Here is a 22,386-nt window from a genome sequence, read left to right on the forward strand (position 1 = left end):
GTGCGCCACGAGGATTGCAGGGGTGCGGCGCGGCGGCTTATGCGAATCCCCCGTTTGCGCGCAGCACCTGCCCGTTGATCCAGCCACCATCCTCGCCAGCAAGGAACGATACGACGCGACCGATATCCTCGGGCGTCCCGAGCCGTTCGAGCGGAGCGAGCCGCGCGATCTGGTCGATCTGCTGCGCACTCTTGCCATCGAGAAACAGCTCGGTGGCCACCGGTCCCGGCGCAACGGCATTGACGGTGATGCCGCGCCCGCGCAGCTCGTTGGCCAGTACGCGGACCAGCCCTTCCACGCCGGCCTTGGACGCAATGTACGGCCCATAGGACGGGAATGACCTGGCGATGACGCTGGTTGATACCGCAATGATCCGTCCACCCGCGCCGACGTTTTCGGCCGCCTGAGCCAGCACCAGGAACGTGCCGCGCAGGTTGGTCGCAATGACCTTGTCAAAGTCGGCCAGGCTGCCGGGCGCAATCGGTGCCAGCGGCATCACGCCGGCGCAGTTGGCGACCACGTCGATGCCGCCGAATGCCGCCTTTGTTTCCGCAAAAAGCCGGGCTACATCATCGGGGCTTCCGACATCGCCCCGGATCGCGATGGCCCGGCCGCCGGCCGCTTCGATCGCCGCGACGGTGTCCCGGGCGTGCGCCACGTTGCCGGCATAGCCGACCGCAACGGCAAAGCCGTCGGCCGCGAGACGCAGGGCCACGGCCCGGCCTATGCCGCGCGATCCGCCGGTGACAATGGCCGCTTTGTTGGTGTTCGTAGTCAGGGTGTTCATGGGAAGGCTCCAGGAGGGACAAGGCGACATGCCGTTGAAGCCAATTGTGGTTGTTCGCCTCTGCTAGATAAATGGTGCAGAATCGCCATATCAATTCAACCAGCCTCAACAATTGCCTTCCCGTGGACCGCTTCGATTCCCTGCAACTGTTCACCCGCATTGTCGAATTGGGCAGTTTCAGCCACGCTGCGGCGGCTCTCGATATGCCGCGCGCCACCGCCACCCATGCCATCAAGGCGCTCGAGACGCGGCTCGGGGTCCGGTTGCTCGAACGCACGACGCGGCAGGTCAGGCCGACGCTCGACGGCCAGGCGTTCTACGAGCGCTGCGTCCACCTGCTGGCTGAACTCGACGACGCCGAGTCGGCTCTGCAGCATGTGGCGGCGAATCCGCGTGGCGTCTTGCGTGTCGACATGCACGGTACCCACGCCACGCAGATCGTGCTGGCGCGCATCGACGAATTCCGCGCACGCTATCCGCGCATCGATCTGGTGGTATCCGGCGGCGACCGTCTGGTGGATCTTGTACGGGAAGGCGTCGATTGCGTCATCCGCGCGGGTACGCCACGAGACTCTTCACTGATTGCGCGGCGCCTGGCGCTCATGCCGCAGGTCGTGTGCGCCAGTCCGGCGTACCTGAAGGCGTTTGGCACCCCGCAACATCCCGACCAGCTCTCCCGGCACGAAGTCGTGAAATTCTTCTCGCGTAGCGGCGCGCCCGGCTATCCGGTGGAGCTGCACGTCAACGGGCAACTCCAGTCGTATTCACTGGCCGGATGGATGTCCGTCAACGATGCCGAGAACTATGTCGTGGCCGCCTTGCGCGGCTGCGGGCTGATCCAGGTGCCGCGTTTCCACGTCGACGACGCCTTGCGCGAAGGGCGGCTCGTGGAGGTCCTGAGCGACTGGCCCAGCCCGGACCTGCCGGTGTCGGCACTGTATCCGCATCACAGGCAACTGTCTCCGCGCGTGCGTGTGTTCGTCGACTGGCTGGTGGCTCTTTATGCGGAGACGTTTGGATAGTGTGAGTTCCATGCCTGACGCCTTCTGTCTCAGGCCAGTGCAGACTCCATGCTGGCGGAAATGGCATCCGCTCCCGCGGCATCGAAGGCGCCGATGAAGACCAGCGCGAATTCACCGAATTCGCCAGCATCGCCGTGCGGCATGGACCGCATCCGCATCCTGCCCCCGACCACGTGAACCTCGTGCAACCGCGGATCGGCCGCCAGCCTGACCAGGCCCTTCGCGCGCAGCAGGCGCACGGGCAGACTCAACAGCGCCTGGCGTAGCCGCGCCTTGTCGAAGCTGCGGCCGGTCTGGTAGGCGAAGCTGCGGATGCCGGCATGTGGCGCGGGCCGGGGCCAGCCGGCGTGCGCCTGCAGCACGCCGGTGCTAGCCGGCGTCGTCATGGCTGCGTCGACAAAGACTGACAAAGGCAGCTCGCCATCGCTGGCTTCCAGCACCGTGGCGCGCGGCGCAAGCGTACTGATGGTCCCGACCGTTGCCGCTGCACTGCCGGCAGCGCACAGGTCGGTCTTGGTCAGCGCCACCACCGATGCGCCCGCGATCTGCTGCCGCACCATCTCGCCGACCAGCGGGTCGCGCAGGCTGTCATGCACGGCGGCGGCATCCACCGCCACCAGCACCGCGTTGAGCCGGAACGCCGGATCGAGCAGGCCGATCTGTGCGATGCGCTGCGGGTCCGACACACCGCTGGCCTCGATCACCAGCAGGTCGGGCCGCACGTCGCGGTCGGCGATTGCCAGCAAGGCCTCAGCCAGCCGGCCACCGATGGAACAGCACACGCAACCATTCTCCAGTTGGATCACATCGTCGCTGCGCGTTCGGATCAGCGCGGCGTCGATATTGATCTCGCCGAAGTCGTTCACCAGCACGGCAATGCGCAGCCCTTGCGCATTGGCCAGCAACCGGTTCAGCAGCGTGGTCTTGCCCGCGCCCAGGTAGCCGCCGACGACGACCAGCGGGATCGGAGGCCGGGCGTTCATCGCGCAGGCGCCTGGAACACGCGGCCGCCCAGCACCGTGCCCCACACGCGCACATCCTTGAGTTGCGCAGGATCCACAGTGGCGGGATCGTCCTCCAGCACGGCAAAGTCGGCCAGCTTGCCAGGCGCGATGCTGCCGATGCGATGGTCGAGCCCGAGCGTGTAGGCCGCGCCCATTGTGACCGCATGGAGTGCGTCCGCCACCGTCAGCCGCTCGGCCTCGCCCATGTCGCGGCCCGAGGCGCTATGGCGCTGCACCGCGCACCAGGCGGTGAAGAGCGGGTTCAAAGGCGTGATCGGCGCATCGGAATGGATCGCGAACGGAATGCCGAGGCGCCGCGCGGTGCCCGCAGGGTTCATGCGCGCAGCGCGCTCCGGGCCCACGGTCTGCGTGGCATGGGCATCGCCCCAGTAGTACAGGTGGTTGGCGAAGAAGTTGATGCACAGCCCCAGGCGCTTCGCCCGCGCCAGCTGCGCCGCATCGGCAAGCTGGCAGTGCTGCAGCGTATGGCGATGGTCGGCGCGCGGATGGCGCGACAGCAGCGCTTCCAAGGTGTCGAGCACGACCTCGGTGGCTTCGTCGCCGTTGGTATGGATGTGCAGCGGCAGCCCGGCCAGGTGGAACGGCGCGAACGCGTCCAGCAGCTGCTCGGGCGGGATCAGCCACAGGCCGTTGGGCTGGCCGCCGGCGTAGCCGGGTGCGCGCAGCCGCGCGGTAAAGCCCTGGATCGAGCCATCGACGATGAACTTGACCGGGCCGAAGTGGAGCTTGTCGGAGCCGGCGGCGGCGGCCTGCTGAACGCGTGCCGGCCCGCCCCGCGCGTCGCGCTGCGGCGCGAACGCGGGCACGATGCGCAGCGGAAAGCCGTCATCCGACGTCACCGCATGCAGCGTTTCCAGGCCCCTGGCCGAGAGCTCGTTGACCAGGTCTGTCGCCGTGGTCACGCCGGCCAGTTGCGCCACACGCCCGAAGCGGCGCACCGCCTCCGCGTCCTCCGCCGCAGCCAGCGACAGGCCGCGCCCGATCACGCGCTGCACCGGGAACATCGCCGCGAACTCCTGCAGCTCGCCGGTGGGCTTGCCGCCCGCGTCCTTGTGCACGCCGTCGATGTCGGTGTCTTCATCGATGCCGGCCAATGCCAGCATCGCCGAATTGACATTCATCAGGTGCACGCTGGCATGCATCACCACGACTGGCCGCGTCGCCGATATGCGATCCAGCTCGCGCACCGACAGCCGCGCGGTGCCGAAGTAGATGGGATCGAAACCCCACGCCAGCAGCGGCGTGTCGGGGTCTTGCAGCCTGCCGGCGGCATCGGCGAGGCGTTCGATGACTTCGTCCAGCGTGCGCAGCCCACGCCAAAGCCTGCCATCGGGATCGCGGCGGTCGAAGTAGCCGACATAGACCGCGTCCCACATCGCGCCTTCCATCAGGTGGCAGTGGCCTTCGATCATGCCGGGCATCAGTACCTTGTCGCGGAAAGTGTCGAGCACCACCGCGTCAGGCCATGGCGTCATCTCCGCCGCGCCGCCGACCGCAAGGATCTGCCCGTCGCGTACCGCGACATGGGTCGCTTCCGGCTGAGCCACTTCCATCGTGAGGATCTTGCGCGCGACGAATACCTGCGTGCGCGCCGTGTCGTTGTGGGTCATCACTGGTTGCATGAGTCGTAAGGATCAGGCCGGCTGCACGCGCGCCAGGCGCGGCGTATAGTTCGCCACCACGGTCACCAGCAGGTTGACCGCAAGGCTGACCAGGCCGAGGTTGATGCCGCCGAAATCGGCCTGCTGCGCGTACAGCGCGATCGCCAGCCCCTGCCCGCTAAGGATCCCGAGCGCAATCGCCATCGGCCGCACCTTCAGCGAGAACAGGATCACGATGACGCCGGGGAAGAACTGCGTCACGCCGTAGTAGGTGGTGTTGATCAGCGTCAGCATCAGGTTGGGCGTGGCCAGCGTCATCGCGATCGACAGCACCAGGTACACCACGATCACTACTTTGGCGCCCTGTTTCTGGCGCTGCTCGGGCATGCCCGGCAGCAGGTTGCGCGTAACGATCGGGCCAATCGCCAGGCAGATGCCGGCCAGCACCAGCAGCCCCGACAGCGCGGCGCCGGCCGTCACCAGCCCGAGCAGCCAGTCCGGCAGCAGTCGCACCGCCGCCGCGAAGAAGGCTTCATTGGGCGAGGCCAGCTGCAGGTTCTGGCTGATCGCGTAGTACGACGCGAGCACCAGGAACGGGTACATCAGCATGTACAGCGGCATCGCCACCTGCGTGCGGCGGATGGTGTTGGCGCTCTTGGCGGTGAAGAAGTTCTGCACCGCGAACGGCATCACGTAGAAGCCCAGCGCCTGGAACAGCATGGTGCTCATCGAGAAACGCAGCTGCGTGTCGTTCATCTGGTTGCTGACCTGCAGGCTGGCGGCATGGAAGACATCGCCCACGCCGGCCTTCCAGCCGACCGCAACGCCGGTGGCGACGATCGCCACCACCATCAGGATGTCTTTCAGGATGGCGATGTAGGCCGACGCACGCACGCCGGAGATGGCGATATAGGTGAAGGCCAGCGCCGCCGAGATCAGCACCAGGTATACGGGATCGAACTCCCAGCCCAGCCCCTTGAGCGCCGCCACCAGACCGGTGAACTGCAGCTGGCCCCACGGCAGCAGGAACAGGATGGAAGATCCGGCGACGATCAGCTCGAGCGCGCGGCTGCCGTAGTGGCCCTTGAACAGGTCAGGCAGCGTGATCGCGTTGTAGCGCGCGCCGGCTTGCCAGATCTTCGGCCCGAGGAAATAGCCGAGCGGGTAAGCCAGCAGGATGTACCCGAGGAACCAGACGCCATACGTCGGGCCCTTGGCATAGATGCCGCCGGGAAAGCCCACCATGGTGCCGATGCTGTAGATCTCGCCGGCCGCCAGGAAGAACACCAGGTAGGCGCCGAACTGCCGCGAGGCGACGAAGAAGTCATGCACGCTCTGTGCGCCGTGGCCCTGCTTCGAGCGGATGGCGAGATAGAGCGAGAAGACTATAAAGCCGAGGAATACCGCTGTGGTCATCGCTGCTCTCCCTCACGCTTCATGGGCCGCGTCGGCGGCATGGCGGTCGTACAGCAGCCAGCACGCTAGCATGCAGCCCGACGTCAGCACGAACCAGGCGAAGATCCAGGCATAGATAAAGGGCACGCCGAGCACGAAGCGCTCGACGGTCGCCACCCAGGGCAGCAGCCCGATGACGCCGATGAATGGCAGGCCGAGGCCGATAAACAGCTTGAGCATGATGTCTCCGGTTTCCGATGGACGGTGGATGGCGGGCGCCGTGTGTGCTGTCACCGGCCCGCTCTTGTGTTCCGGTCATCATAGGGAGCGCCGATGTATGATTCAAATGCAAATATCGAACCGCTCCCATAACTGACACGCATGGGATTCCGCATGGACACCCAGAAACTTCTGCACCTGCTCGCCATCGTCGAGCACGGCACCTTCTCCGAGGCCGCGCGCGCGGTCCACCTGACCCAGCCGGCGCTGAGCCGCAGCATCCGCGCGCTGGAGCACGAGCTGAAGGCGCCGCTGTTCGACCGCGGCGCTCGGCGCGCGCGCCTGACCGTGTTCGGCGAACTGGTGGCCGACCGCGCGCGCCGGATGCGGCTGGAAGAACGCCAGCTGCGCCGCGACCTGGAGTTGCTGCGCGGGGGCGAGGAAGGCTCGCTGACGATCGGCGTGGCGCCCGCGCCTGCCGCGTTGCTGCTAACGCCGTTCCTGATACACATGGCGCAGGCGCACCCGCGCATCAAGGTGCGCACCGAAACCGGCGCCACCAGCGCGCTGCTCGACGCGCTGCGGCGCGAGACCATCGACGCCATCGTCGGCGACGCTTATGTACTGCGCGCCGCCGACGATGTCGACATTGAACCTCTGGGCGAGTTGCCAGCCGGCCTCGTGTGCCGCGCCGGCCATCCGATCCTGCGCAAGCGCCGCATCGATATCGAGGCGATCCGGGCCTACCCGGTGGCGACCACCACGCTCAGCACCATCGTCAGCCGCCAGCTGGCCGAGCTATGGGGGCCCGAGGCCGCGCCCGACAAGCTCTTCACCCTGCACTGCGACAACCTCGACATGCTGCGCAGCGTGACACTGGCCACCGATACGCTGCTGTTCGGCGTGCTGTCGATCACGCGGCAGGAACGCGCCGCGGGCCTGATGGCGGAAGTGCCGATGCCCCCCGACCCGCGCCGCTGCGGCCGCTACGGCATCGCGCGCATGGCCGCGCGCTCGCTGTCGCCGGCGCTGGAGACGCTTTACGCCTTCACGCGCGAGCACTGGAAGGAATTGTCGTCGGCGCCGGCCAGGCAGGGCGCGCGCCGCTGACCTGCCCGTCACCGCTGATGTATGCTCCCGCTGATTCCCAGCTCAAACCCGGCATGACCGATTCCACGCCAGACCGCCCCCGCCGCCTCACCATCCACGACGTCGCCCGCGCCGCCGGCGTGTCGCTGACCACGGTCTCGCACGCGCTGAACGACCGCGGCGTGCTGGATCCCGCCACGCGCGCGCGGGTCAAGCGCATCGCGGCGGAACTGGGCTACCGGCCCAGCGTGCGCGCGCAGCGGCTGCAGTCGGGCCGCGCCAACTGCATCGCGCTGCTGTCGTCGATGCCGTTCGCGGTGGCGGGCGGGACGTCGCGGCTGGGCTTCATGATGGAAGTGGCGGCGATCGCGGCGGAAGCGGCGATGGGCCGCGGGCTTGGCGTGGTGCTGGTGCCGCCGCTGGAAGGCGCCACCGGATTGCTCGATACGCTCGATATCGACGGCGCCATCGTGATCGAGCCGATTGCCGCCGATCCGCATATCGCGCGGCTGCGCGAGCGCGGCGTCAGTATCGTGTCGATCGGACGCGAGCCGCTGACCGAGACGCCGGTGCCCTGCGTCGACCTGCAATCGGCCGAAACCGCGCGCCTGCTGCTGGAACACCTGCACGGCCGCGGCCGCCGCCATATCGGCCTGATGATCGGCGCCGCGCCGCGGCAGTCATATGTGGAAACCGAGCGCGCCTATCGCGAGTTCACGCAGGCCGCCGGCCTGCCCTGCCATATCGTCAAGGCGCCCGAGGAACGCGGCGAAGCCGGCGGTGCCGATGCCTGCGCGCAGCTGCTGGCGCAGATGCCGCAGCTCGATGCGCTGTGCGCGCCGGTGGATGCGTTCGCGGTGGGCGCGATGGCCCACCTGCAAAGCCTGGGCAAGCGCGTGCCCGACGACGTGCTGGTGGCCACGCGCTACGACGGCATCCGCGCCCGCGGCGCGCAGCCGCCGCTCACCGCGGTCAACCTGCATCTGGAAAGGGTGGCGTCGCTGGCGGTGGAGCTGTTGTTTGCCCACCTGTCCGGCGACCGCAGCCGCACGGTGATCGCCGGGCCCGCTCCTGAACTGGTGATACGGGCCTCGTCTACGCCGGCTGCCTGACCATCTAGCCGCGCAGCAGCACCACCGCGCCCGACACCAGCGCGAACACCAGCACGCCGATGCGCAGCATGCGCTGGTTGATGCGCCGGTGCACCAGGTGGCTGGCCACCATGCCCACGCCCAGTACCGGCAGCAGGCCAGCGGCGTAGAACACCTGCTCCATGCCGAGCTTGCCGCTCAGCGCCAGCACCACCAGCGAAATCACCTCCCCCACCAGGAAGCACAGCGCCACGGTCGCGCGCAGCGTTGCCACGGGCGCGTGCTGGTAGGCCAGCGCCAGCGGCGGCCCGCCCACGCCGGTTGCGGTCTCGGTCACGCCGGTGATCAGCCCGGTCGAGGCAAAGGTCAGCCGCCCAGGCGTAAAGGCCGGCGCCAGCAGCGATGCCAGCGCGGCGGCGATGGTGCTGCCGCCGACCAGCGCGTTGAGCCACGCCATCGGCATCGCCACCAGCACCCACAAGCCGCCGAAGGTGCCCGCCAGCCGCCCGGCGCTGATCCAGCCCGCGCCGCGCAGGTCGATGGCATGGCGCTCGCGCCAGGCCACGTAGGCGTTGAGCGGCAGCATCGCCAGCAGCAATGCCCCGGGCAGCATCGCCGGCGCGGCCAGCGCCAGCACCGGCACCACGATCAGCGCGAAACCCATGCCGGTCGCGCCCTGGATCAGCGCGCCGGTAAAGACCGCCACGCCGACGCTGAACCACGTCATGTCCATCGTCACGCTGCCTCGCCGGTTGCGACGCCGGCGGCATGGCGCGCGCGGTGCACGTCGGCCGCTTCGTGCAGCTTGCGGATCGGCGCGTTGGCGACGGTATCCGCGGCCATTGCGTGGATGGCCTGCATCAGCGCGCGCGCATCCCAGTCGGTGGGCCAGCCTTGCCACAGGCGCAGGCTGCCATCGACAAAGACCGCGCGGATCTGGTCGCGGTTGGCCAGCCGCACCAGTTCCCAGGTCAGGTCCCACGACGGCGCCAGCTCGGGCACGTCCAGGTCGACCAGCAGGAAGTCGGCGCGCTTGCCCGCCGCGATCTCGCCGGTCAGCGCGCCCAGTCCCGCGACCTCGGCAGCATCGTGCGTGGCCATGTCGACCCAGCGCCAGCCGGCGCCGCACGACGAATCTCCCACGCCGATGCCGAAGGCAAAGCGCTGCGCCGCTTCGGCGTAGTCGAGCAGGCGGAAAGCGTCGCTGCGGGTGCCGTCGGTGCCGAGGCCCAGGCGCACGCCGAAGGTCGCCATGGTTTCGGCGGGCGCTACCGCGTTGCCCTTCCAGGCGCTGGCCACGGGGTTGTAGGCCACCGCCGCGCCGGTATCGGCGAGCAGCCGGATCTCGTGCGGCGTCACCAGCGTGGCATGCGCCAGCAGCGCCGCCGGGCCCAGCGCGCCGACCGCGGCCAGGTGTTCGATGGGCCGGCGGCCGCAGGCGTTGAGCGAGCGCTCCACCGCCGCCAGGTGCTCGTTGGCGTGGGTCTGGAAGATCCGGCCGGACTCGGCGCAGAGCTGGTAGACGTGGTGCAGCATCGCGTCGGAGGCCACCTCGGGGATCGAGATTGCCAGCGACGGCGCCACCAGCGGGTCGCCGGCGTACTTGTCGAGGTGCGCGGCGGCGCGGCGCAGGATCGGCGCGGCGTCGAGCGTTTCGGCGCCCGGCTTGTCGTTGCAGATCAGGCCCAGCACGCAGCGCACGCCGGCATCGGTGACCGCGCGCGCGATCGCATCCAGCCCCGCGTCGCTGCGCGTGCCGGCATCGACCACGGTGGTAAAGCCGCCGCGCAGCGATTCCAGTGCGGCCAGCTTGGACGACAGGTACAGGTGCTCCGTCGTCAGGCTGCCCTCCAGCGGTACCCACACCCGGCGGAAAATCTCCGACGGCTCGCCGAACACCAGCGACTTGCCAAAGGACTGGGTCAGGTGATGGTGCGTGTCGATCATGCCCGGCATCAGCAGCATGCGCGGCAGCGGCAGGGTTTCCAGTTCCGGGAAGCGCGCCTTGACCTCATCGGCGCTGCCCACGGCCGTGAAGCGGCCCTCCTCCACCACCACCGCTTGCCCGCGCACTGCGCCCTGGCGCAGCAGCGTCCATTCCGGCAGCAGGATGCGGGGTTGCCTGAACAGGTCCGGCTGCAGGGCCGGCGCATTTTCGCCGGGCCAGGCCGGCAGGGTTGCATCGTATCGAGTCATTGCAATCGAGGAAGCGGGATCAGTGCGTGGCGGCGGCATCGTCGCCGACCGCGGGGGCCGGGGCCGTGGCACGCAGGCCCGTGTGGAAAAACAGGAAATTGAGCAGCGCTGCGGTGATGGCGCCCATGGCCACGCCGTTGCCGACCAGGATGCGCAGGTTGGCCGGCAGCCCGCCGTAGATGCCGGGCACCAGGATCGGCAGCAGGCCCACGGCCAGCGCCACCGCGACGACATACATGTTGGCGTGATGGCGCAGGTCGACCTTGCGCAGCATGTCGATGCCCATGGTGCCGACGATGCAGAACACCACCAGCCCGGTGCCGCCCACCACCGCCTCGGGGATCGCGCTGATCAGCGACGACACCGGCACCAGCAGCCCGAACACCACCAGGATCGCGCCCGACACCGCGGTGACGAAGCGCGAGCGCACGCCGGTGGCGCGCACGATGCCGATGTTCTCGCCGCTGGTGATGATCAGCGAGGTGCCGAACATCCCGCCCACCAGCGAGGTCAGCGCATCCGCACGGATGGTGCGCGGCACGTCGCGCTGCTGGTCCACCGGCTTGCCGACCGCGTCGCTGATCGCCAGCGTCTGGCCGGTGGCCTCCACCATCGAGATCACCGCGAACACCATCAGCGGGATCGCGGCCACCACGTCGAAGGTCGGCATGCCGAAGGGGAACGGCGTGGGCAGCGCGATCACCGGCGTCATCGACACATGGCCGACTTGGAAGGCACCCGTCAGCACCGCCACCAGCGCGCCGCCCAGCAATCCGAGCAGGATCGCCAGCTGCGCGAGCATGCCCGTCAGCAGCCGCGACGCGGCGACCGTGCAGGCGATGGTGGCAAACGCCAGCAGCAGGTTGAGCGGATCGACCGTGGTGCCCGCTGCCGGATGGCCCGCGATCAGCCGTCCCGATACCTGCGCCAGGTTGATCGCCACCAGCAGCAGCATCGTTCCCACCACCACCGGCGGGAAATAGCGCAGGCAGCGCCGGAACACCGGCAGCACGCAGAAGTAGAAGACGCCGGTCAGGATCACCGCGCCGGCCGCGGTCTGGACGTCGGTCTGCTGTGCGATCAGGATGAACAGCACGATCGGCGCGCCGCCGGGCAGCATCACGAACGGCAGCCTGGCGCCGATGCCGCGCTTGCCGAGCGACTGCAGCAGCGTGCCCAGGCCGCAGATCACGAAGGTGGCGCTGAGCAGTTGCACCGCCAGCGCCGGCGGGAAGTTGAGCGCCTTGCTCATCAGGAACACGGACGCGATCGGCGACGCGGCCATGACAAGGACATGCTGGAGGCCGAAGACGAACAGGCGCCGCCATGGCAGCAGTTCGTCCACCGGCGCGGGGGCGGCGTGGGACATGAATAGGCTCCTCGTTTGGTGTACGGGCGTTATGCGGTGGCCGGCGGCCAGCCGCTGCGTCTGTGCGCAGTTCGCCTCGAATAGCATGGATTTCCGCTAACAAAAACGTTTTTGTTAGTGTAGGGAAACGGAATCTGCGTTGCAAGCGGTTTCTCCGGCCGTCGCAGCGGTATTTCCCCTATATCGACTTAATCGATAAGCCCTAGCAGGAAAACCCGTTTCACAAGCTAACTGCCGTGAGGGCAAAGTGAGCGCCACAACGCATCGCGCACGCCCCCGCGAGCGCCAAGGAGACGCCCCCATGCGAGACAAGAACACGCCCGCCGGCCTTGCCGGCGCCCCCCAGCCTGGCCCCACCCGCCGCCGCTTCGTCCGCCATGCTGGCGGGCTCGCGCTGCTCGCCTCGCCGCTCGGCGCCCTTGCCGCAAAGGCGACCGACGGCGTCACGCTCGCCGACGGCCCGCGTCCGCTGGTGCGCTATCCGGGCAAGCGCCCGCTGGTGCGCGTCAGCACCCGCCCGCCGCACCTGGAAACGCCCTTCTCCACGTTCAACGAGGGGCCGATCACGGCCAACGACGCCTTCTTTGTGCGCTATCACCTGGCCAACATCCCGCTGTCGGTAGACCTGAACACTTACCGGCTGAGCGTGGGCGGCCATGTCGGCAAGCCGTTGCGGCTGTCGCTGGACGAGCTCAAGAAGCTGGCCGATCCCGTCGAGGTGGTGGCGGTGAACCAGTGCTCGGGCAACAGCCGCGGCTTCAGCGAGCCGCGCGTGTTCGGGGCGCAGCTGGCCAACGGCGCGATGGGCAATGCGCGCTGGACCGGCGTGCCGCTGCGCAAGGTGCTGGAGCATGCGGGCATCAAGGCTGGCGCCAAGGTGGTGACCTTCAACGGCATGGATACGCCGGTGCTGCCGAGCACGCCGGACTTCCGCAAGTCGCTCGATATCGCGCATGCGATGAACGGCGAGCCGCTGCTGGCCTGGGGCATGAACGGCGAAGACCTGCCGCTGCTCAACGGCTATCCGCTCAAGCTGGTGGTGCCGGGGTATTTCGGCACCTACTGGATCAAGCACCTGTCCGAGATCGAAGTCCTTGACCACCCGTTCGAGGGCCATGACGCGTTCTTCATGACCAAGGGCTACCGCGTGCCGGACAACGATTGCCAGTGCGTGGCCCCCGGTACGCCGGCCGCCAAGACGCGGCCGATCTCGACGCTGGCCGTGCGCAGCTTTATCACCAGCGTCGAAAACGGCGGCAGGCTGCCGGCCGGCCGTACCGTCGAGCTGAAGGGCATTGCCTTCGACGGCGGCTCGGGCATCCGCACGGTCGAGGTTTCCGTCGATGGCGGGCAGAACTGGCAGGCGGCGAAGCTCGGCGAGGACCTGGGCCGCTTCTCGTTCCGCGCGTGGCACTTGCCGGTGAAGTTCGCCCGCAAGGGCCCCGCGGTGCTGATGGTGCGCGCCACCAGCAACAAGGGCGAGACCCAGCCGGCCAAGGCCAACTGGAACCCCGCCGGCTACCGCCGCAATGTCATCGAAGCCACGCCGGTCACCATCGCCTGAGGAACGCGCCATGAAAGCAACCATCGCCCCCGCGCTGCTGGCGCTCGCCTTGCTCGGTGCCGGCCATGCCGGCGCCGCGCCGCAGGACATCAAGCTGCCGGCGGAAAACGTCAAGCTCAAGCCCGCCAGGCTGCCGGGCTACGGCATCGCCATGCAGAAATGCGCGATCTGCCATTCGGCCGACTACGTCTCCTACCAGCCGCCCGGGCTAAGCCTGGCGCAGTGGACCGCCGAGATGAAGAAGATGCAGCAGGCCTACGGCGCGCCGATCGACGATGCCGAAGTCGAGCAGCTCGGCGCCTACCTGGCCGTGGCCTATGGCTCGGCCAAGGCGAAGGATCCCGAGATCGTGGCGATCGCGCAGAAGGCCGGCAAGCCGGCTGCAGCGGCGCCTGCTCCCGGCGCCGCGGCCGCGAGCGTCGACGTGCAGGGGCTGCTGGCAAAGAATGCCTGCCTGAGCTGCCACAGCGTGACGCAGAAGGTGGTCGGACCGGCCTACCATGAGGTCGCCGTGCGCTACAAGAACGATGCGCAGGCCCAGGCGAAGCTCGAAACCAGCATCCGCGGCGGCAGCAGCGGCAAGTGGGGTGCGGTGCCGATGCCGCCGTTTGCCAGCCTGAAGCCGGAAGAAGTGCGCGCGCTGGCGGCATACGTGCGCCAGCAATAAATTTCCACCTGCCAACTCGCGCCCCGGCCATTGCCGGGGCGTTTGCATTTTTCTCCTTGCCAGACGCGCCGTCGCCACGAAGACGATGGCACGCGCTACACCGCGCGCGTGATGCATCCGGACGAAGCCACGCGCAAGCAGCATGAAGAGCTGGGCTTCCACGAGGGCTGGAATACCTGCTTCACGCAGCTGGAAGAATTTGCTGCGCAGCTGAAGTGAGCCGGCAAGGAGGTTGCCGCAGGCGCGCGGCGGCGCGCGCTTCAGTGCGAGAACAGCACCGGCACGGTCATCGACTGCAGCAGCACGCGGGTCACGCCGCCGAGGACCAGTTCGCGCAGCCGGCCATGGCCGTAGGCGCCCATCACGATCAGGTCGGCGCCAAAGTCCGCGGCGCGCGACAGGATCAGCTCGCCAATGGTCAGGTCAGCGCCGCCGGGGCCGTGCTCGACTTCGACCGAGGCGCCCTGCCGCTCCAGCACCCGCTGCGCGTGGCTGACCGGCGTGGCATCGGCACGCAGCTCCTTGGCGGGGGTATGGGCGCCGAGCATGCGGACTTGCGCGCCAGCCAGCAGTGGTAGCGCGTCGTGCAGGGCGCGCGCGGCCTCGCGGCTGCCGTTCCAGGCCAGCAGCACGCGCGTGCCGATGGTGCTGAACTCGCCGGCGCACGGGACCACCAGCGTGGGCCGGCCGGATTCCAGCAGCAGCGCTTCCAGCAGCTGCCGGGCCACCGGGCCTTCGACGTTGTCGCCATCGTACTGGCCGGACACGATCAGCCCGGCCTCGCGCGCTTCGCGCAGCGCCAGCGTGACGGGGTCGCGATCGACCGCGCGCCAATCGGCCACGACCCCCAGTTCGCGGGTGGCGGCCTCGAAGGCGCAGTGCATGTCTTCGCGCTGCAGCCGGCGGCGTTCCTGGTCTTCGGCCAGACAGCGCTGGGCATTGTCCATGCGGTAGGACCAGCCGGGGTCGGGCACGCGCCCGGCCAGCAAGCCGATCAGCGGGCAGCCGGCGGCGCTGGCGAGGCGGCCGGCAAGGTGCAGGCGGCGGGAGGACTGTGGATTGCCGTCCAGGTGGACCAGGATGCTGTCGTAGGCCATGATGCCCTCGCTTCGGTCTTGCTTGCATCCAGTCTAGGCCGCAAGACCGATTGGGCCTTGACCCGAGTCAAGGCGGCCGGAACCCGCGCTTAATCCGGCCGGCACGGAAAGCGACAAGAAACGGACGGCAGGCGCCATCTGCCACCAGCATCACTCAGTCGTCGTGGTCTTCGTGCCAGCGGCGCCATTCACGCTCGCGCCGCCTTTGTTCGCGCCATTCGCGCTCGCGCCACTTGCGCTCCCGCCATCGTTGTTCGCGCCAGTCGTCGTAATAGGCCGGCGCCACGACCACCGGCTGCGGCGGCGCCACGTAGACCGGCGCCGGCTCGTAGTAGACCGGGGGCGGCGCCACGGCATAGCCGGGAATGCCGATGCCGATATCGACGTTGACGCGGGCCTGGGCGGTGCCCGGGCCCATGACTGCGATGCCTGCCAGAGCGCAGGCGGCCAGGATGCTTCGCATGGTGATGTCCTCCTGGCCGGCAATGTAACGGTGCGCCGCGGCGGCAGGTGTTCGCAGAAGGTTAGGCACGTAGCAACGTGTAACCGCACCGGCGCTTTTGCGGCGCTGGTGGCGCCCCGGCGCGCTGTCGCACTCCCCGTCGGCCAGCACGCGCACTTCGGGCTCAGGGTGGAGGGGCAAGCGGTGGCGCTGGCATCGCGCGCGTAATTAACCCGCTCACGCGTGCCTGGCAAGGCTGGTAAATCACCGTTGCAAAAACAAACAGAATGTCAGGTGCCTCGGCGCTAAAGTGGTCTTTCCCATGCCTGAAGGCTAATTTGGAGGTACACGCATGAAGCAACATCTGGCGAAATCCCTGTTGATGGCTGGCGCGATGGTCGCGTCCTACCCGCTGTTCGCACAGCAGGCCCAGCCCCTTCAACCGGCCCAGCCGATGCAAGCCACGCAACCGATGCAAGCCACCCAGCCGGCGCCGTCCGCGCAACCGATGCAAGCCATGCCGGCCCCCGCACCGTCCGCACCGTCCGCACCGTCCGCACCATCCGCCCAGGTCGCACAGGCCCCGGGCGCAGCCAGCCCGTACGCACCCGCAGGCCAGCCCGCGCAACCGGGCATGGCGCCGGCCCCGGTCGACCCGATGCAGGCAGCCGCACCTGCCGGCGCCGTCGATCCCGCCAGCATGAGCCTGGCCCCCGATGCGCTCGGCACCCGCCTGGGCCAGCGCAGCGGCTTCCTCGACGGCGCCTGACGCCAGTCCCCGCGCGCTAACGCGCGGACCGGTGGCGGACCGGCGGGCGCAAGCTGTGGTAGCGTAGCGCCCTGCCGATTTGACGCCACCATGACTCCGTTCGATTCCGACGCACTGAAGCGGCTGGTCAGCGTCGCCATGCCCTATGGCAAGCACAAGGGCACGGTGATTGCCGACCTGCCGGGCAACTACCTGAACTGGTTCGCCCGCGAAGGCTTCCCGCCAGGGGAGATTGGCGGGCTGCTGGCGCTGATGCACGAGCTCGACCACAACGGCCTGTCGCACCTGCTCAAGCCGTTGCGCGGGCGCGGCTAGCACCGCGCCGGCTACAGCCCCAGCGCGCGTCCGTCGCTGCGCGGGTCGTGCGCGCCGGCAAGCTGCCCTTTCGGTCCGATCCGGATCGCGCCCGGATGCCCGGCCAGCTGGCTCTGCGCCGGGATCGGGCTCAGCTGGTGGCCGCGCGCCGCCAGTTCACTGAACACCTGCCTGCCGGCGTCCTGCTCCAGCTTGAGGCTGTCGCGGCTGTCGGAGAAGGTCTTGCCCAGCAGGAAGCGCGGCCGGCCGAGCGCGGTCAGCGGGTCCATGCCGTAGTCGATCATCCGCGTCAGCACCGCCGCCAGCGTCTGCGGCTGTCCGTCGGCGCCCTGCGTGCCATATAGCAGCCGGGGGCGGCCGTCCTTGAGGTAGATGCCCGGGTTCAGCGTGTGGAAGGGCCGCTTGCCGCCCTGCAATACGTTGGGGCTGGCGGGATCGAGGCTGAACGATGCGCCGCGGTTGTGCCAGAGTACGCCCGTGTCGCCCACCACCACGCCGCTGCCCCAGTCGAAATACACCGTCTGCAGCATGCTGACGCAGCGGCCCTCGCGGTCGGCCGCGCCGATGTACACCGTATCGCCGGGCTGGTACACATGCGGCCACGGCATGGCCCGTGCCATGCGGATGCGTTGCGCCTGCGCATCGAGGTGCCGGCGCGACAGCAGCCGGTCCACCGGCACGTCGACGAAATCGGGATCGGCGACGTAGCGATTGCGATCCAGGAACGCCAGCTTCACGGCTTCGACCAGCAGGTGGTAGTAGTCGGCGCTGCCCTCGGGCACGGCCGACAGGTCGAAGCGGTCGAGGATCCCCATGATCTCCAGCGTCGTCACGCCCTGCGTGGGCGGACGCAGGCCCAGCAGTTCGCCGCCACGGTAGGCCACGCGCAGCGGCACTTCCTCGCGTGCCTGGCAGCGCGCCAGGTCATTGGCGCGCAACGGCGAGCCGGCCTGCGCCAGCCCTGCCGCAAGCCGGCCGGCGATGTCGCCCTCATAGAACTCCCGCCCGCCCTGCGTCGCCAGCCGCTCCAGCGTGCGCGCCAGTTCGGGCTGGCGGAACATTTCGCCCGGCTTCGGCATGCGCCCGTCGGGGGCGAACACGCGGCCGAAGCCGCCCCAGGCCGGCAGGTCCGCGGCGCGGAACTCCTGCCAGAAGCATTGCGACGGCGTGACCGGGAAGCCGTTGGCGGCGTACTCGGTGGCGCGCCCCAGCAGCGTCGACCATGACTGGGTACCGCCCCACTGGCTCTTGCCGAAGGCAAAGGCGCGGTCCCAGATCGCGACCGTCGCGGCCGCGGTCAGCGCGGCGCCCGGCCCGCGCAACGGGATGGCGCCGCTGTAGCCCGGCGTTTCGGCGGCGGCCTGCCCGATCCCGGAGAACGAGCGCACGTTGCCGTCGCGGTCGCTGGTCACCAGGAAGGCATCGCCGCCCAGACCGGTGAAATGCGGATAGGTCACGCTCAGCACCGCGCCGATCGCAATCGCTGCCTCGATCGCATTGCCGCCTGCCTTCAGCACTTCCAGTCCCGCCTGGCTGGCGAGCCCATGCGGGCTGGTGACCATGCCCGCATCCGAATGCGCCAGGACGCCGCGCGCCGCGGGCGCGGCGTCCTGCGCCGCCTCGGCGCTTGCGGGCGCCAGGATCGTGCTGCCCGCCAGCGCTGCTGAACTTGCCAGGAAAGCCCTGCGCGAGGTGCCGCCGCAGGGGTCGACTTCAATCGTATGTTTCATGCCGCTGTTTTCCATGCCGCTGTTTTCCATGCCGCTGTGTTCCATGCCCTTGTGTTCCATGCCCGTTCCCCCGGAAAGACCGGCTGCCCCGTGCTGTCGCCGCGCGGGCAGCCGCGATGATGACGATGCGATGGCGGTTCAGGCTTCGCGCTTGTGCGCCTGCCACGACCGCTCGACCAGGCTTTCCGGCGCCGAGTAGCGCGCCTTGATCCAGGCATAGGCCGGGCCCATTGCATTCATGGCAATGACGGCACCCAGCGCGGCGACGGGATCGCCCGGCGTGGGCCCGAAGCCCCCGAACAGCGTGGCGAAGTAGGAGGCAAAGCCGAAGAACATGCCGGGAATGAAACGCAGCGTGTAGAACACGCGCGCCAGGAACATCATGCCGGCGTTGAGCATGAACAGGATCATCATCTCCGCCGCGATCAGCGCCGGCCCCGAGTACTGCTCCGCGGCCTGCCGGAAGCACAGTACGATCACGAACGCGAACAGCGATCCCACCGGCAAGGTCGGCCAGATCTTCTTCAAATTCTCCGGCGTGGGCCCGCCCATGGCAAAGGTCGCGGCCCAGCTGATAAAGATGGCCCACGGCGGCAGGTGCGAGGCATGCGCGGCAATGGGAACGGTGGTGATGGCCAGCAGCGAGGCCACGACTTCGGCAGGCAGCTTCTTCATGATCGTCTCCTGGAAAGCCTTGAAAGGGTTGGGGCGGTTCAGTGCGCGCAGCAACGGTGCCGGCGGATGTCGCAGCGGTGCTGCGTCACCACCGTGATCCGCCCGCGCTTGACCACCCACAGGCGCGGCGGAATGTCGATCAGCGCGTCCGCCACCTTGAAGGTGTCGAGGATCACGATATCAGCCTGCCGGCCCACTTCGAGGCCATAGCTGTCCTGCAGCCCGATCGCGCGCGCGGCGTTGTGCGTGCCCATGCCGAGCACCGCGAGCTGGTGCTCCGGCACGCCGAACTGCGCCACGTGCGCGAGCATGTTGCCGATCTGCAGCATGTCGGCCTTGCCGAACGGCGTGAAGGCATTGCGGATGTTGTTGGACGAATACGCGACGTTGACCCCGCCGTGATGCAGCGCCTTCACCGGCGCCAGCCCGCGGCGCTGGTTCTGCGCGTCCTTGCGCCCGCCCAGGTACAGGTCGGTCGCGGGCAGGGTCACGATGCTGATGCCGGCCTCGCGCAATTGCGCCACCAGCGGCTCCAGCTGCGCCGTGTCGAGCGCGCCCAGGCTGGTCACATGGCCGAGCGAGACGCGGCCCTGGTAGCCGCATTCGATGGTCTTCCGCGCGATGTACTCGACGGCGGCAAAGCGCTGGTCGGCGGTGTCGTCGGCAAAGTCGGCATGCATGTCGACCGGCGCGTCATAGCGTTGCGCCAGCTCGAACACCATGTCGATATGGCGCATGGTGTCGGCCCAGCTCAGCTCGTTGTAAGGGCAGCCGCCGACCACGTCGGCGCCCATGTCCATGGCCGCGATCATCAGCTCGCGCGTGCCCTGCGACTTCAGGATGCCCTCCTGGGGGAAGGCCACGATCTGCAGGTCGAGCAGGTCGTGGTATTCCGCCTTGAGCTCCAGCAGCGTCTCCACCCCGATCAGTCCCTGTATCAGGTCGACGTCGGGATGGGCGCGGATTGCGACGGTGCCATGCCGGACCGCCATGTCCAGCACCTGGCGCGAGCGGTCGAGCACGTCGTGCCGCTGCTGCTTGCTTTTCAGGATGCCGGTGACGCGGATGGCCTCGTCCAGCGTGCCCAGCCGCGCGGGCAGCCGGCGATGCAGCAGCGCCTTGTCCAGGTGCAGGTGCGGTTCCACCAGGCCAGGGATGGCGGCGCGCCCGCCGGCTTCGATCACTTCGTGCGCCGGCGCGTCGATGCCGGGTTCGATGGCGGCAATGCGCCCGTCGCGGATGGCGATGTCGGTCAGGGGCGCGTCGTCGCGGACGCACGCATCCCGGATCAGCAGGTCCAGCTGCATGGCGTGTCTCCTCAGGTCTTGTCGTTCTGCCGGAGCCGCTGCCCCGTGACCTGAAGCGTAGGTGCCGGCGCGCGCCGGCTGCATCAGGATCGGCTGAATTCGACCTAAGGATCGGCCTAGCTGCGCCGCAGCAATGCTATGGGATAACGCTCGCCTCCCCGGGCTCGCCCGCTTCCGCCAGCAGACCGTGCCGGATGGCGTAGTGCACCAGCCCGGCGGTCGACGAAAGCTCCAGCTTGGCCAGGATGTTGGCCTTGTGCGTACTGACCGTCTTGCCGCTGAGCGACAGCGTCAGCGCGATCTCGTTGATGCCCTGCCCTTCGGCCAGCATCTGGAACACCTGCAGTTCGCGCGCGGTCAGCCGGGCATGCGGCAAGGCCGCCAGCGGCTGGCGCGCCTGCCCGATCAGCTTGTCGGCGATCGCGGCCGACACCGCGGTGCCGCCGCGCGCCACCTTGCGGATCGCGCCGATCAGCTGGTCCGATTCGACATTCTTGGTGAGATAGCCGGCGGCGCCGGCGCGGATCGCCTGCACCGCGTACTGCGACTCGCGGTACATGCTCAGCACCAGCACGGGCAGCGCCGGATAGCTGGCCTGCAACTGCTGGATCAGCACGATGCCGCTGCGGCCCGGCATCGACATATCCAGCAGCAGCACGTCCGGCAGGCCGGCGCGCAGCAGCGCGAGCAGTTCATTGCCGTCGGCGGCCTCGGCCACCACCTGCATGTCCGGCACGGTGGACAGGATCTTCTTCAGCCCGTCGCGGATGATGGTGTGGTCATCGGCCAGCAGGATGCGGATCATCTGCTGTCTCCGCTCGCAATACCGGCATCGCGCGGAACCAGCGCCTCGATGCGTGTGCCGTGGCCTTTCTCGCTGCTCACCACCAGCTTGCCGCCCAGCATCAGCGCGCGCTCGCGCATGCCGAGCAAACCCAGGCTGCGGCGGCGGCCGGTGACGGAAGTATCGATGCCGCAGCCATTGTCGGCGACCACCAGCCGCAGCATGCCGCCCGCCTCGGCCAGCTCGACGCGCACGCGATCGGCCTGGCCATGGCGGCAGGCATTGGTCAGCGCTTCCTGCGCGATCCGGAAGACCGCGGTGCTGACTTCCGCACCGAGGTCCGCCACCGGCTGGAGCGCCTTCTCGCAGGCAATGCCAGTGCGCTCCGACAATGACTCGACCAGCCACTCGATCGCCGAGGCCAGCCCCAGTTCGTCCAGCACCGGCGGGCGCAGGTCGGCCGCAATGCGCTGCACGGCTTCCACGGTCGAATCGGCGATCTCCTTGAGCATCTGCACATGCTTGCGGTACGCGTCGTCGGCAGCCGGGCCCTGCTGCGCCTCGATGTAACTAAGCCCCAGGCGCAGCGCCGTCAGCGACTGCCCCAGCTCATCGTGCAGCTCGCGCGAGATGCGGGTGCGTTCCGCCTCGCGCACGGATTGCAGGTGCGCGGACAGCTCGCGCAGCTGCGCGCGCGAGGCCAGCAGTTCCTGCTCGGAGCGCTTGCGGTCGGTGATATCGCGCGAGATCCCCACCGTGCCGATGACCTCGCCGCCCGGGTTGTGGATCGGCATCTTGATGGTGTCGAACCAGCGCACGCTGCCGTCCTTGCCATGCCGGCTTTCTTCGTAGCGGCGGCGCACGCCGCTGTCGACCACCGCCTTGTCGGTATCGAGGTAGACCTGGCCCCATTCCGCCGACCAGACCTGGTCCGGCGTGCTGCCCACGATCTCGGCCTCGGTCCGTCCGCATGCGGCCATGAACGCGTCATTGACCAGCACGTAGCGCGAGCCGGCATCCTTCAGCCAGGCCTGGTCCGGGATGTTGTTCAATATGGCGCGCTGCAGTTCGACATCCATGCCTCCCCCTTTGCAAGGCAGCCCTCCGCCCTGCCACTCCGGTCCTTCGGATTGATTCGGGACGCGCATGCATTCATGCCAATTGCGCATAAATTGCGCAATCGGCGCGCTGGCAAGCCCCGGCCCTCGCAGACTATAGCCAGCGGCGGGCGGCTGCGCCCTT

At 68.6% G+C, this 22,386-nt stretch carries 23 protein-coding genes; 8 read left to right on the forward strand and 15 right to left on the reverse strand.

The window, feature by feature from the left end; all coding sequences use genetic code 11:
• Positions 1–37: 37 nt before the first annotated feature.
• On the reverse strand, positions 38–787 hold the full coding sequence (locus tag ACAD63_RS29295; RefSeq protein ID WP_434034172.1) for an SDR family oxidoreductase: 750 nt from the start codon (positions 785–787) through the stop codon (positions 38–40).
• Between the two features lie 122 nt (positions 788–909).
• On the opposite strand from ACAD63_RS29295, the gene ACAD63_RS29300 reads away from it, so the two are divergent.
• Positions 910–1,809, forward strand: a complete 900-nt coding sequence (locus ACAD63_RS29300) for a LysR family transcriptional regulator (RefSeq protein ID WP_133095397.1) — start codon at positions 910–912, stop codon at positions 1,807–1,809.
• 29 nt (positions 1,810–1,838) lie between these two features.
• Here the strand turns inward: ACAD63_RS29300 and ACAD63_RS29305 are convergent, their stop codons facing one another.
• Genes ACAD63_RS29305 through ACAD63_RS29320 form a run of 4 tightly spaced genes read right to left on the reverse strand, consistent with a single transcriptional unit; the run spans position 1,839 to position 6,070 of the window.
• Positions 1,839–2,792 (reverse strand): CobW family GTP-binding protein, encoded by a 954-nt coding sequence (locus tag ACAD63_RS29305; RefSeq protein WP_434034173.1) that lies wholly within the window; start codon positions 2,790–2,792, stop codon positions 1,839–1,841.
• Positions 2,789–4,444 (reverse strand): amidohydrolase, encoded by a 1,656-nt coding sequence (locus tag ACAD63_RS29310; protein ID WP_343657277.1) that lies wholly within the window; start codon positions 4,442–4,444, stop codon positions 2,789–2,791. The genes ACAD63_RS29305 and ACAD63_RS29310 overlap by 4 nt, the downstream gene beginning before the upstream one ends.
• 24 nt (positions 4,445–4,468) lie before the next feature.
• Positions 4,469–5,851, reverse strand: coding sequence for a sodium:solute symporter family protein (locus ACAD63_RS29315; protein ID WP_434034174.1), 1,383 nt, complete (start codon positions 5,849–5,851; stop codon positions 4,469–4,471).
• A 12-nt stretch (positions 5,852–5,863) separates the two neighbouring features.
• The gene (locus ACAD63_RS29320; protein ID WP_133095235.1) at positions 5,864–6,070 is read right to left on the reverse strand and encodes a DUF3311 domain-containing protein; all 207 of its coding nucleotides are present in this window, start codon (positions 6,068–6,070) and stop codon (positions 5,864–5,866) included.
• Between the two features lie 153 nt (positions 6,071–6,223).
• Between ACAD63_RS29320 and ACAD63_RS29325 the strand changes: the two genes are divergently transcribed.
• Both ACAD63_RS29325 and ACAD63_RS29330 read left to right on the forward strand, forming a co-directional pair.
• Positions 6,224–7,159 (forward strand): LysR family transcriptional regulator, encoded by a 936-nt coding sequence (locus ACAD63_RS29325; RefSeq protein ID WP_195431543.1) that lies wholly within the window; start codon positions 6,224–6,226, stop codon positions 7,157–7,159.
• 53 nt (positions 7,160–7,212) lie between these two features.
• Positions 7,213–8,250, forward strand: a complete 1,038-nt coding sequence (locus ACAD63_RS29330; protein WP_434034175.1) for a LacI family DNA-binding transcriptional regulator — start codon at positions 7,213–7,215, stop codon at positions 8,248–8,250.
• A 4-nt stretch (positions 8,251–8,254) separates the two neighbouring features.
• On the opposite strand, the gene ACAD63_RS29335 is transcribed toward ACAD63_RS29330, so the two are convergent.
• Genes ACAD63_RS29335 through ACAD63_RS29345 form a run of 3 tightly spaced genes read right to left on the reverse strand, consistent with a single transcriptional unit; the run spans position 8,255 to position 11,794 of the window.
• Positions 8,255–8,962 (reverse strand): sulfite exporter TauE/SafE family protein, encoded by a 708-nt coding sequence (locus tag ACAD63_RS29335; protein WP_116319688.1) that lies wholly within the window; start codon positions 8,960–8,962, stop codon positions 8,255–8,257.
• Between the two features lie 2 nt (positions 8,963–8,964).
• Positions 8,965–10,425 carry an amidohydrolase family protein gene (locus ACAD63_RS29340; protein WP_434034176.1) on the reverse strand — a complete coding sequence of 487 codons (1,461 nt, stop codon included), beginning with the start codon at positions 10,423–10,425 and terminating at the stop codon, positions 8,965–8,967.
• 19 nt (positions 10,426–10,444) lie between these two features.
• On the reverse strand, positions 10,445–11,794 hold the full coding sequence (locus ACAD63_RS29345) for a uracil-xanthine permease family protein (protein WP_135703775.1): 1,350 nt from the start codon (positions 11,792–11,794) through the stop codon (positions 10,445–10,447).
• Between the two features lie 301 nt (positions 11,795–12,095).
• On the opposite strand from ACAD63_RS29345, the gene ACAD63_RS29350 reads away from it, so the two are divergent.
• The 3 genes from ACAD63_RS29350 to ACAD63_RS29360 are packed head-to-tail and all read left to right on the forward strand — an operon-like array spanning position 12,096 to position 14,244.
• Positions 12,096–13,358, forward strand: coding sequence for a molybdopterin-dependent oxidoreductase (locus ACAD63_RS29350; protein ID WP_133095240.1), 1,263 nt, complete (start codon positions 12,096–12,098; stop codon positions 13,356–13,358).
• Between the two features lie 10 nt (positions 13,359–13,368).
• Entirely contained in the window at positions 13,369–14,025 is a 657-nt protein-coding gene (locus ACAD63_RS29355; RefSeq protein ID WP_133095241.1) for a c-type cytochrome, read from the forward strand.
• A 42-nt stretch (positions 14,026–14,067) separates the two neighbouring features.
• Entirely contained in the window at positions 14,068–14,244 is a 177-nt protein-coding gene (locus tag ACAD63_RS29360) for an SRPBCC domain-containing protein (RefSeq protein WP_431189858.1), read from the forward strand.
• 41 nt (positions 14,245–14,285) lie between these two features.
• On the opposite strand, the gene ACAD63_RS29365 is transcribed toward ACAD63_RS29360, so the two are convergent.
• A complete protein-coding gene (locus ACAD63_RS29365) occupies positions 14,286–15,122 on the reverse strand; it encodes a universal stress protein (protein WP_133095242.1) in 837 nt (278 codons plus the stop codon).
• 154 nt (positions 15,123–15,276) lie between these two features.
• The gene (locus ACAD63_RS29370) at positions 15,277–15,585 is read right to left on the reverse strand and encodes a hypothetical protein (protein WP_135703774.1); all 309 of its coding nucleotides are present in this window, start codon (positions 15,583–15,585) and stop codon (positions 15,277–15,279) included.
• Positions 15,586–15,916: 331 nt separating this feature from the next.
• On the opposite strand from ACAD63_RS29370, the gene ACAD63_RS29375 reads away from it, so the two are divergent.
• Together ACAD63_RS29375 and ACAD63_RS29380 are read left to right on the forward strand one after the other, a co-directional pair.
• Positions 15,917–16,333 carry a hypothetical protein gene (locus tag ACAD63_RS29375; RefSeq protein WP_434034177.1) on the forward strand — a complete coding sequence of 139 codons (417 nt, stop codon included), beginning with the start codon at positions 15,917–15,919 and terminating at the stop codon, positions 16,331–16,333.
• Between the two features lie 90 nt (positions 16,334–16,423).
• On the forward strand, positions 16,424–16,648 hold the full coding sequence (locus tag ACAD63_RS29380; RefSeq protein WP_133095245.1) for a DUF3820 family protein: 225 nt from the start codon (positions 16,424–16,426) through the stop codon (positions 16,646–16,648).
• A gap of 11 nt (positions 16,649–16,659) precedes the next feature.
• On the opposite strand, the gene ggt is transcribed toward ACAD63_RS29380, so the two are convergent.
• From ggt to ACAD63_RS29405, 5 genes are all read right to left on the reverse strand, one after another.
• Entirely contained in the window at positions 16,660–18,378 is a 1,719-nt protein-coding gene (gene ggt / locus ACAD63_RS29385) for a gamma-glutamyltransferase (protein ID WP_133095398.1), read from the reverse strand.
• Between the two features lie 138 nt (positions 18,379–18,516).
• A complete protein-coding gene (locus ACAD63_RS29390) occupies positions 18,517–19,053 on the reverse strand; it encodes a DUF1097 domain-containing protein (RefSeq protein WP_195431523.1) in 537 nt (178 codons plus the stop codon).
• 38 nt (positions 19,054–19,091) lie between these two features.
• Positions 19,092–20,360 carry an amidohydrolase family protein gene (locus tag ACAD63_RS29395; RefSeq protein WP_434034178.1) on the reverse strand — a complete coding sequence of 423 codons (1,269 nt, stop codon included), beginning with the start codon at positions 20,358–20,360 and terminating at the stop codon, positions 19,092–19,094.
• A 136-nt stretch (positions 20,361–20,496) separates the two neighbouring features.
• Positions 20,497–21,165: a response regulator gene (locus tag ACAD63_RS29400; protein WP_434034179.1), complete on the reverse strand. Its 669-nt coding sequence runs from the start codon at positions 21,163–21,165 to the stop codon at positions 20,497–20,499.
• The gene (locus tag ACAD63_RS29405) at positions 21,162–22,223 is read right to left on the reverse strand and encodes a PAS domain-containing sensor histidine kinase (protein ID WP_135703770.1); all 1,062 of its coding nucleotides are present in this window, start codon (positions 22,221–22,223) and stop codon (positions 21,162–21,164) included. Before ACAD63_RS29405 ends, ACAD63_RS29400 begins: the two co-directional genes overlap by 4 nt.
• Positions 22,224–22,386: the final 163 nt, after the last annotated feature.

Origin of the sequence: Cupriavidus sp. a3, from assembly GCF_051015765.1 — a bacterium.
GTDB classification, from domain to species: domain Bacteria; phylum Pseudomonadota; class Gammaproteobacteria; order Burkholderiales; family Burkholderiaceae; genus Cupriavidus; species Cupriavidus oxalaticus_A.

Excerpts from the sequence above, each read along its gene's own strand:
- ACAD63_RS29340 (WP_434034176.1), bottom strand. The coding sequence starts at position 10,425 with ATGACTCGATACGATGCAACCCTGCCGGCCTGGCCCGGCGAAAATGCG.
- ACAD63_RS29345 (WP_135703775.1), bottom strand. The coding sequence starts at position 11,794 with ATGTCCCACGCCGCCCCCGCGCCGGTGGACGAACTGCTGCCATGGCGG.
- ACAD63_RS29405 (WP_135703770.1), bottom strand. The coding sequence starts at position 22,223 with ATGGATGTCGAACTGCAGCGCGCCATATTGAACAACATCCCGGACCAG.
- ACAD63_RS29355 (WP_133095241.1), top strand. The coding sequence starts at position 13,369 with ATGAAAGCAACCATCGCCCCCGCGCTGCTGGCGCTCGCCTTGCTCGGT.
- ggt (WP_133095398.1), bottom strand. The coding sequence starts at position 18,378 with ATGAAACATACGATTGAAGTCGACCCCTGCGGCGGCACCTCGCGCAGG.
- ACAD63_RS29335 (WP_116319688.1), bottom strand. The coding sequence starts at position 8,962 with ATGGACATGACGTGGTTCAGCGTCGGCGTGGCGGTCTTTACCGGCGCG.
- ACAD63_RS29310 (WP_343657277.1), bottom strand. The coding sequence starts at position 4,444 with ATGACCCACAACGACACGGCGCGCACGCAGGTATTCGTCGCGCGCAAG.
- ACAD63_RS29380 (WP_133095245.1), top strand. The coding sequence starts at position 16,424 with ATGACTCCGTTCGATTCCGACGCACTGAAGCGGCTGGTCAGCGTCGCC.
- ACAD63_RS29305 (WP_434034173.1), bottom strand. The coding sequence starts at position 2,792 with ATGAACGCCCGGCCTCCGATCCCGCTGGTCGTCGTCGGCGGCTACCTG.
- ACAD63_RS29400 (WP_434034179.1), bottom strand. The coding sequence starts at position 21,165 with ATGATCCGCATCCTGCTGGCCGATGACCACACCATCATCCGCGACGGG.
- ACAD63_RS29365 (WP_133095242.1), bottom strand. The coding sequence starts at position 15,122 with ATGGCCTACGACAGCATCCTGGTCCACCTGGACGGCAATCCACAGTCC.
- ACAD63_RS29325 (WP_195431543.1), top strand. The coding sequence starts at position 6,224 with ATGGACACCCAGAAACTTCTGCACCTGCTCGCCATCGTCGAGCACGGC.
- ACAD63_RS29375 (WP_434034177.1), top strand. The coding sequence starts at position 15,917 with ATGAAGCAACATCTGGCGAAATCCCTGTTGATGGCTGGCGCGATGGTC.
- ACAD63_RS29370 (WP_135703774.1), bottom strand. The coding sequence starts at position 15,585 with ATGCGAAGCATCCTGGCCGCCTGCGCTCTGGCAGGCATCGCAGTCATG.
- ACAD63_RS29295 (WP_434034172.1), bottom strand. The coding sequence starts at position 787 with ATGAACACCCTGACTACGAACACCAACAAAGCGGCCATTGTCACCGGC.
- ACAD63_RS29315 (WP_434034174.1), bottom strand. The coding sequence starts at position 5,851 with ATGACCACAGCGGTATTCCTCGGCTTTATAGTCTTCTCGCTCTATCTC.
- ACAD63_RS29320 (WP_133095235.1), bottom strand. The coding sequence starts at position 6,070 with ATGCTCAAGCTGTTTATCGGCCTCGGCCTGCCATTCATCGGCGTCATC.
- ACAD63_RS29390 (WP_195431523.1), bottom strand. The coding sequence starts at position 19,053 with ATGAAGAAGCTGCCTGCCGAAGTCGTGGCCTCGCTGCTGGCCATCACC.
- ACAD63_RS29330 (WP_434034175.1), top strand. The coding sequence starts at position 7,213 with ATGACCGATTCCACGCCAGACCGCCCCCGCCGCCTCACCATCCACGAC.
- ACAD63_RS29395 (WP_434034178.1), bottom strand. The coding sequence starts at position 20,360 with ATGCAGCTGGACCTGCTGATCCGGGATGCGTGCGTCCGCGACGACGCG.
- ACAD63_RS29350 (WP_133095240.1), top strand. The coding sequence starts at position 12,096 with ATGCGAGACAAGAACACGCCCGCCGGCCTTGCCGGCGCCCCCCAGCCT.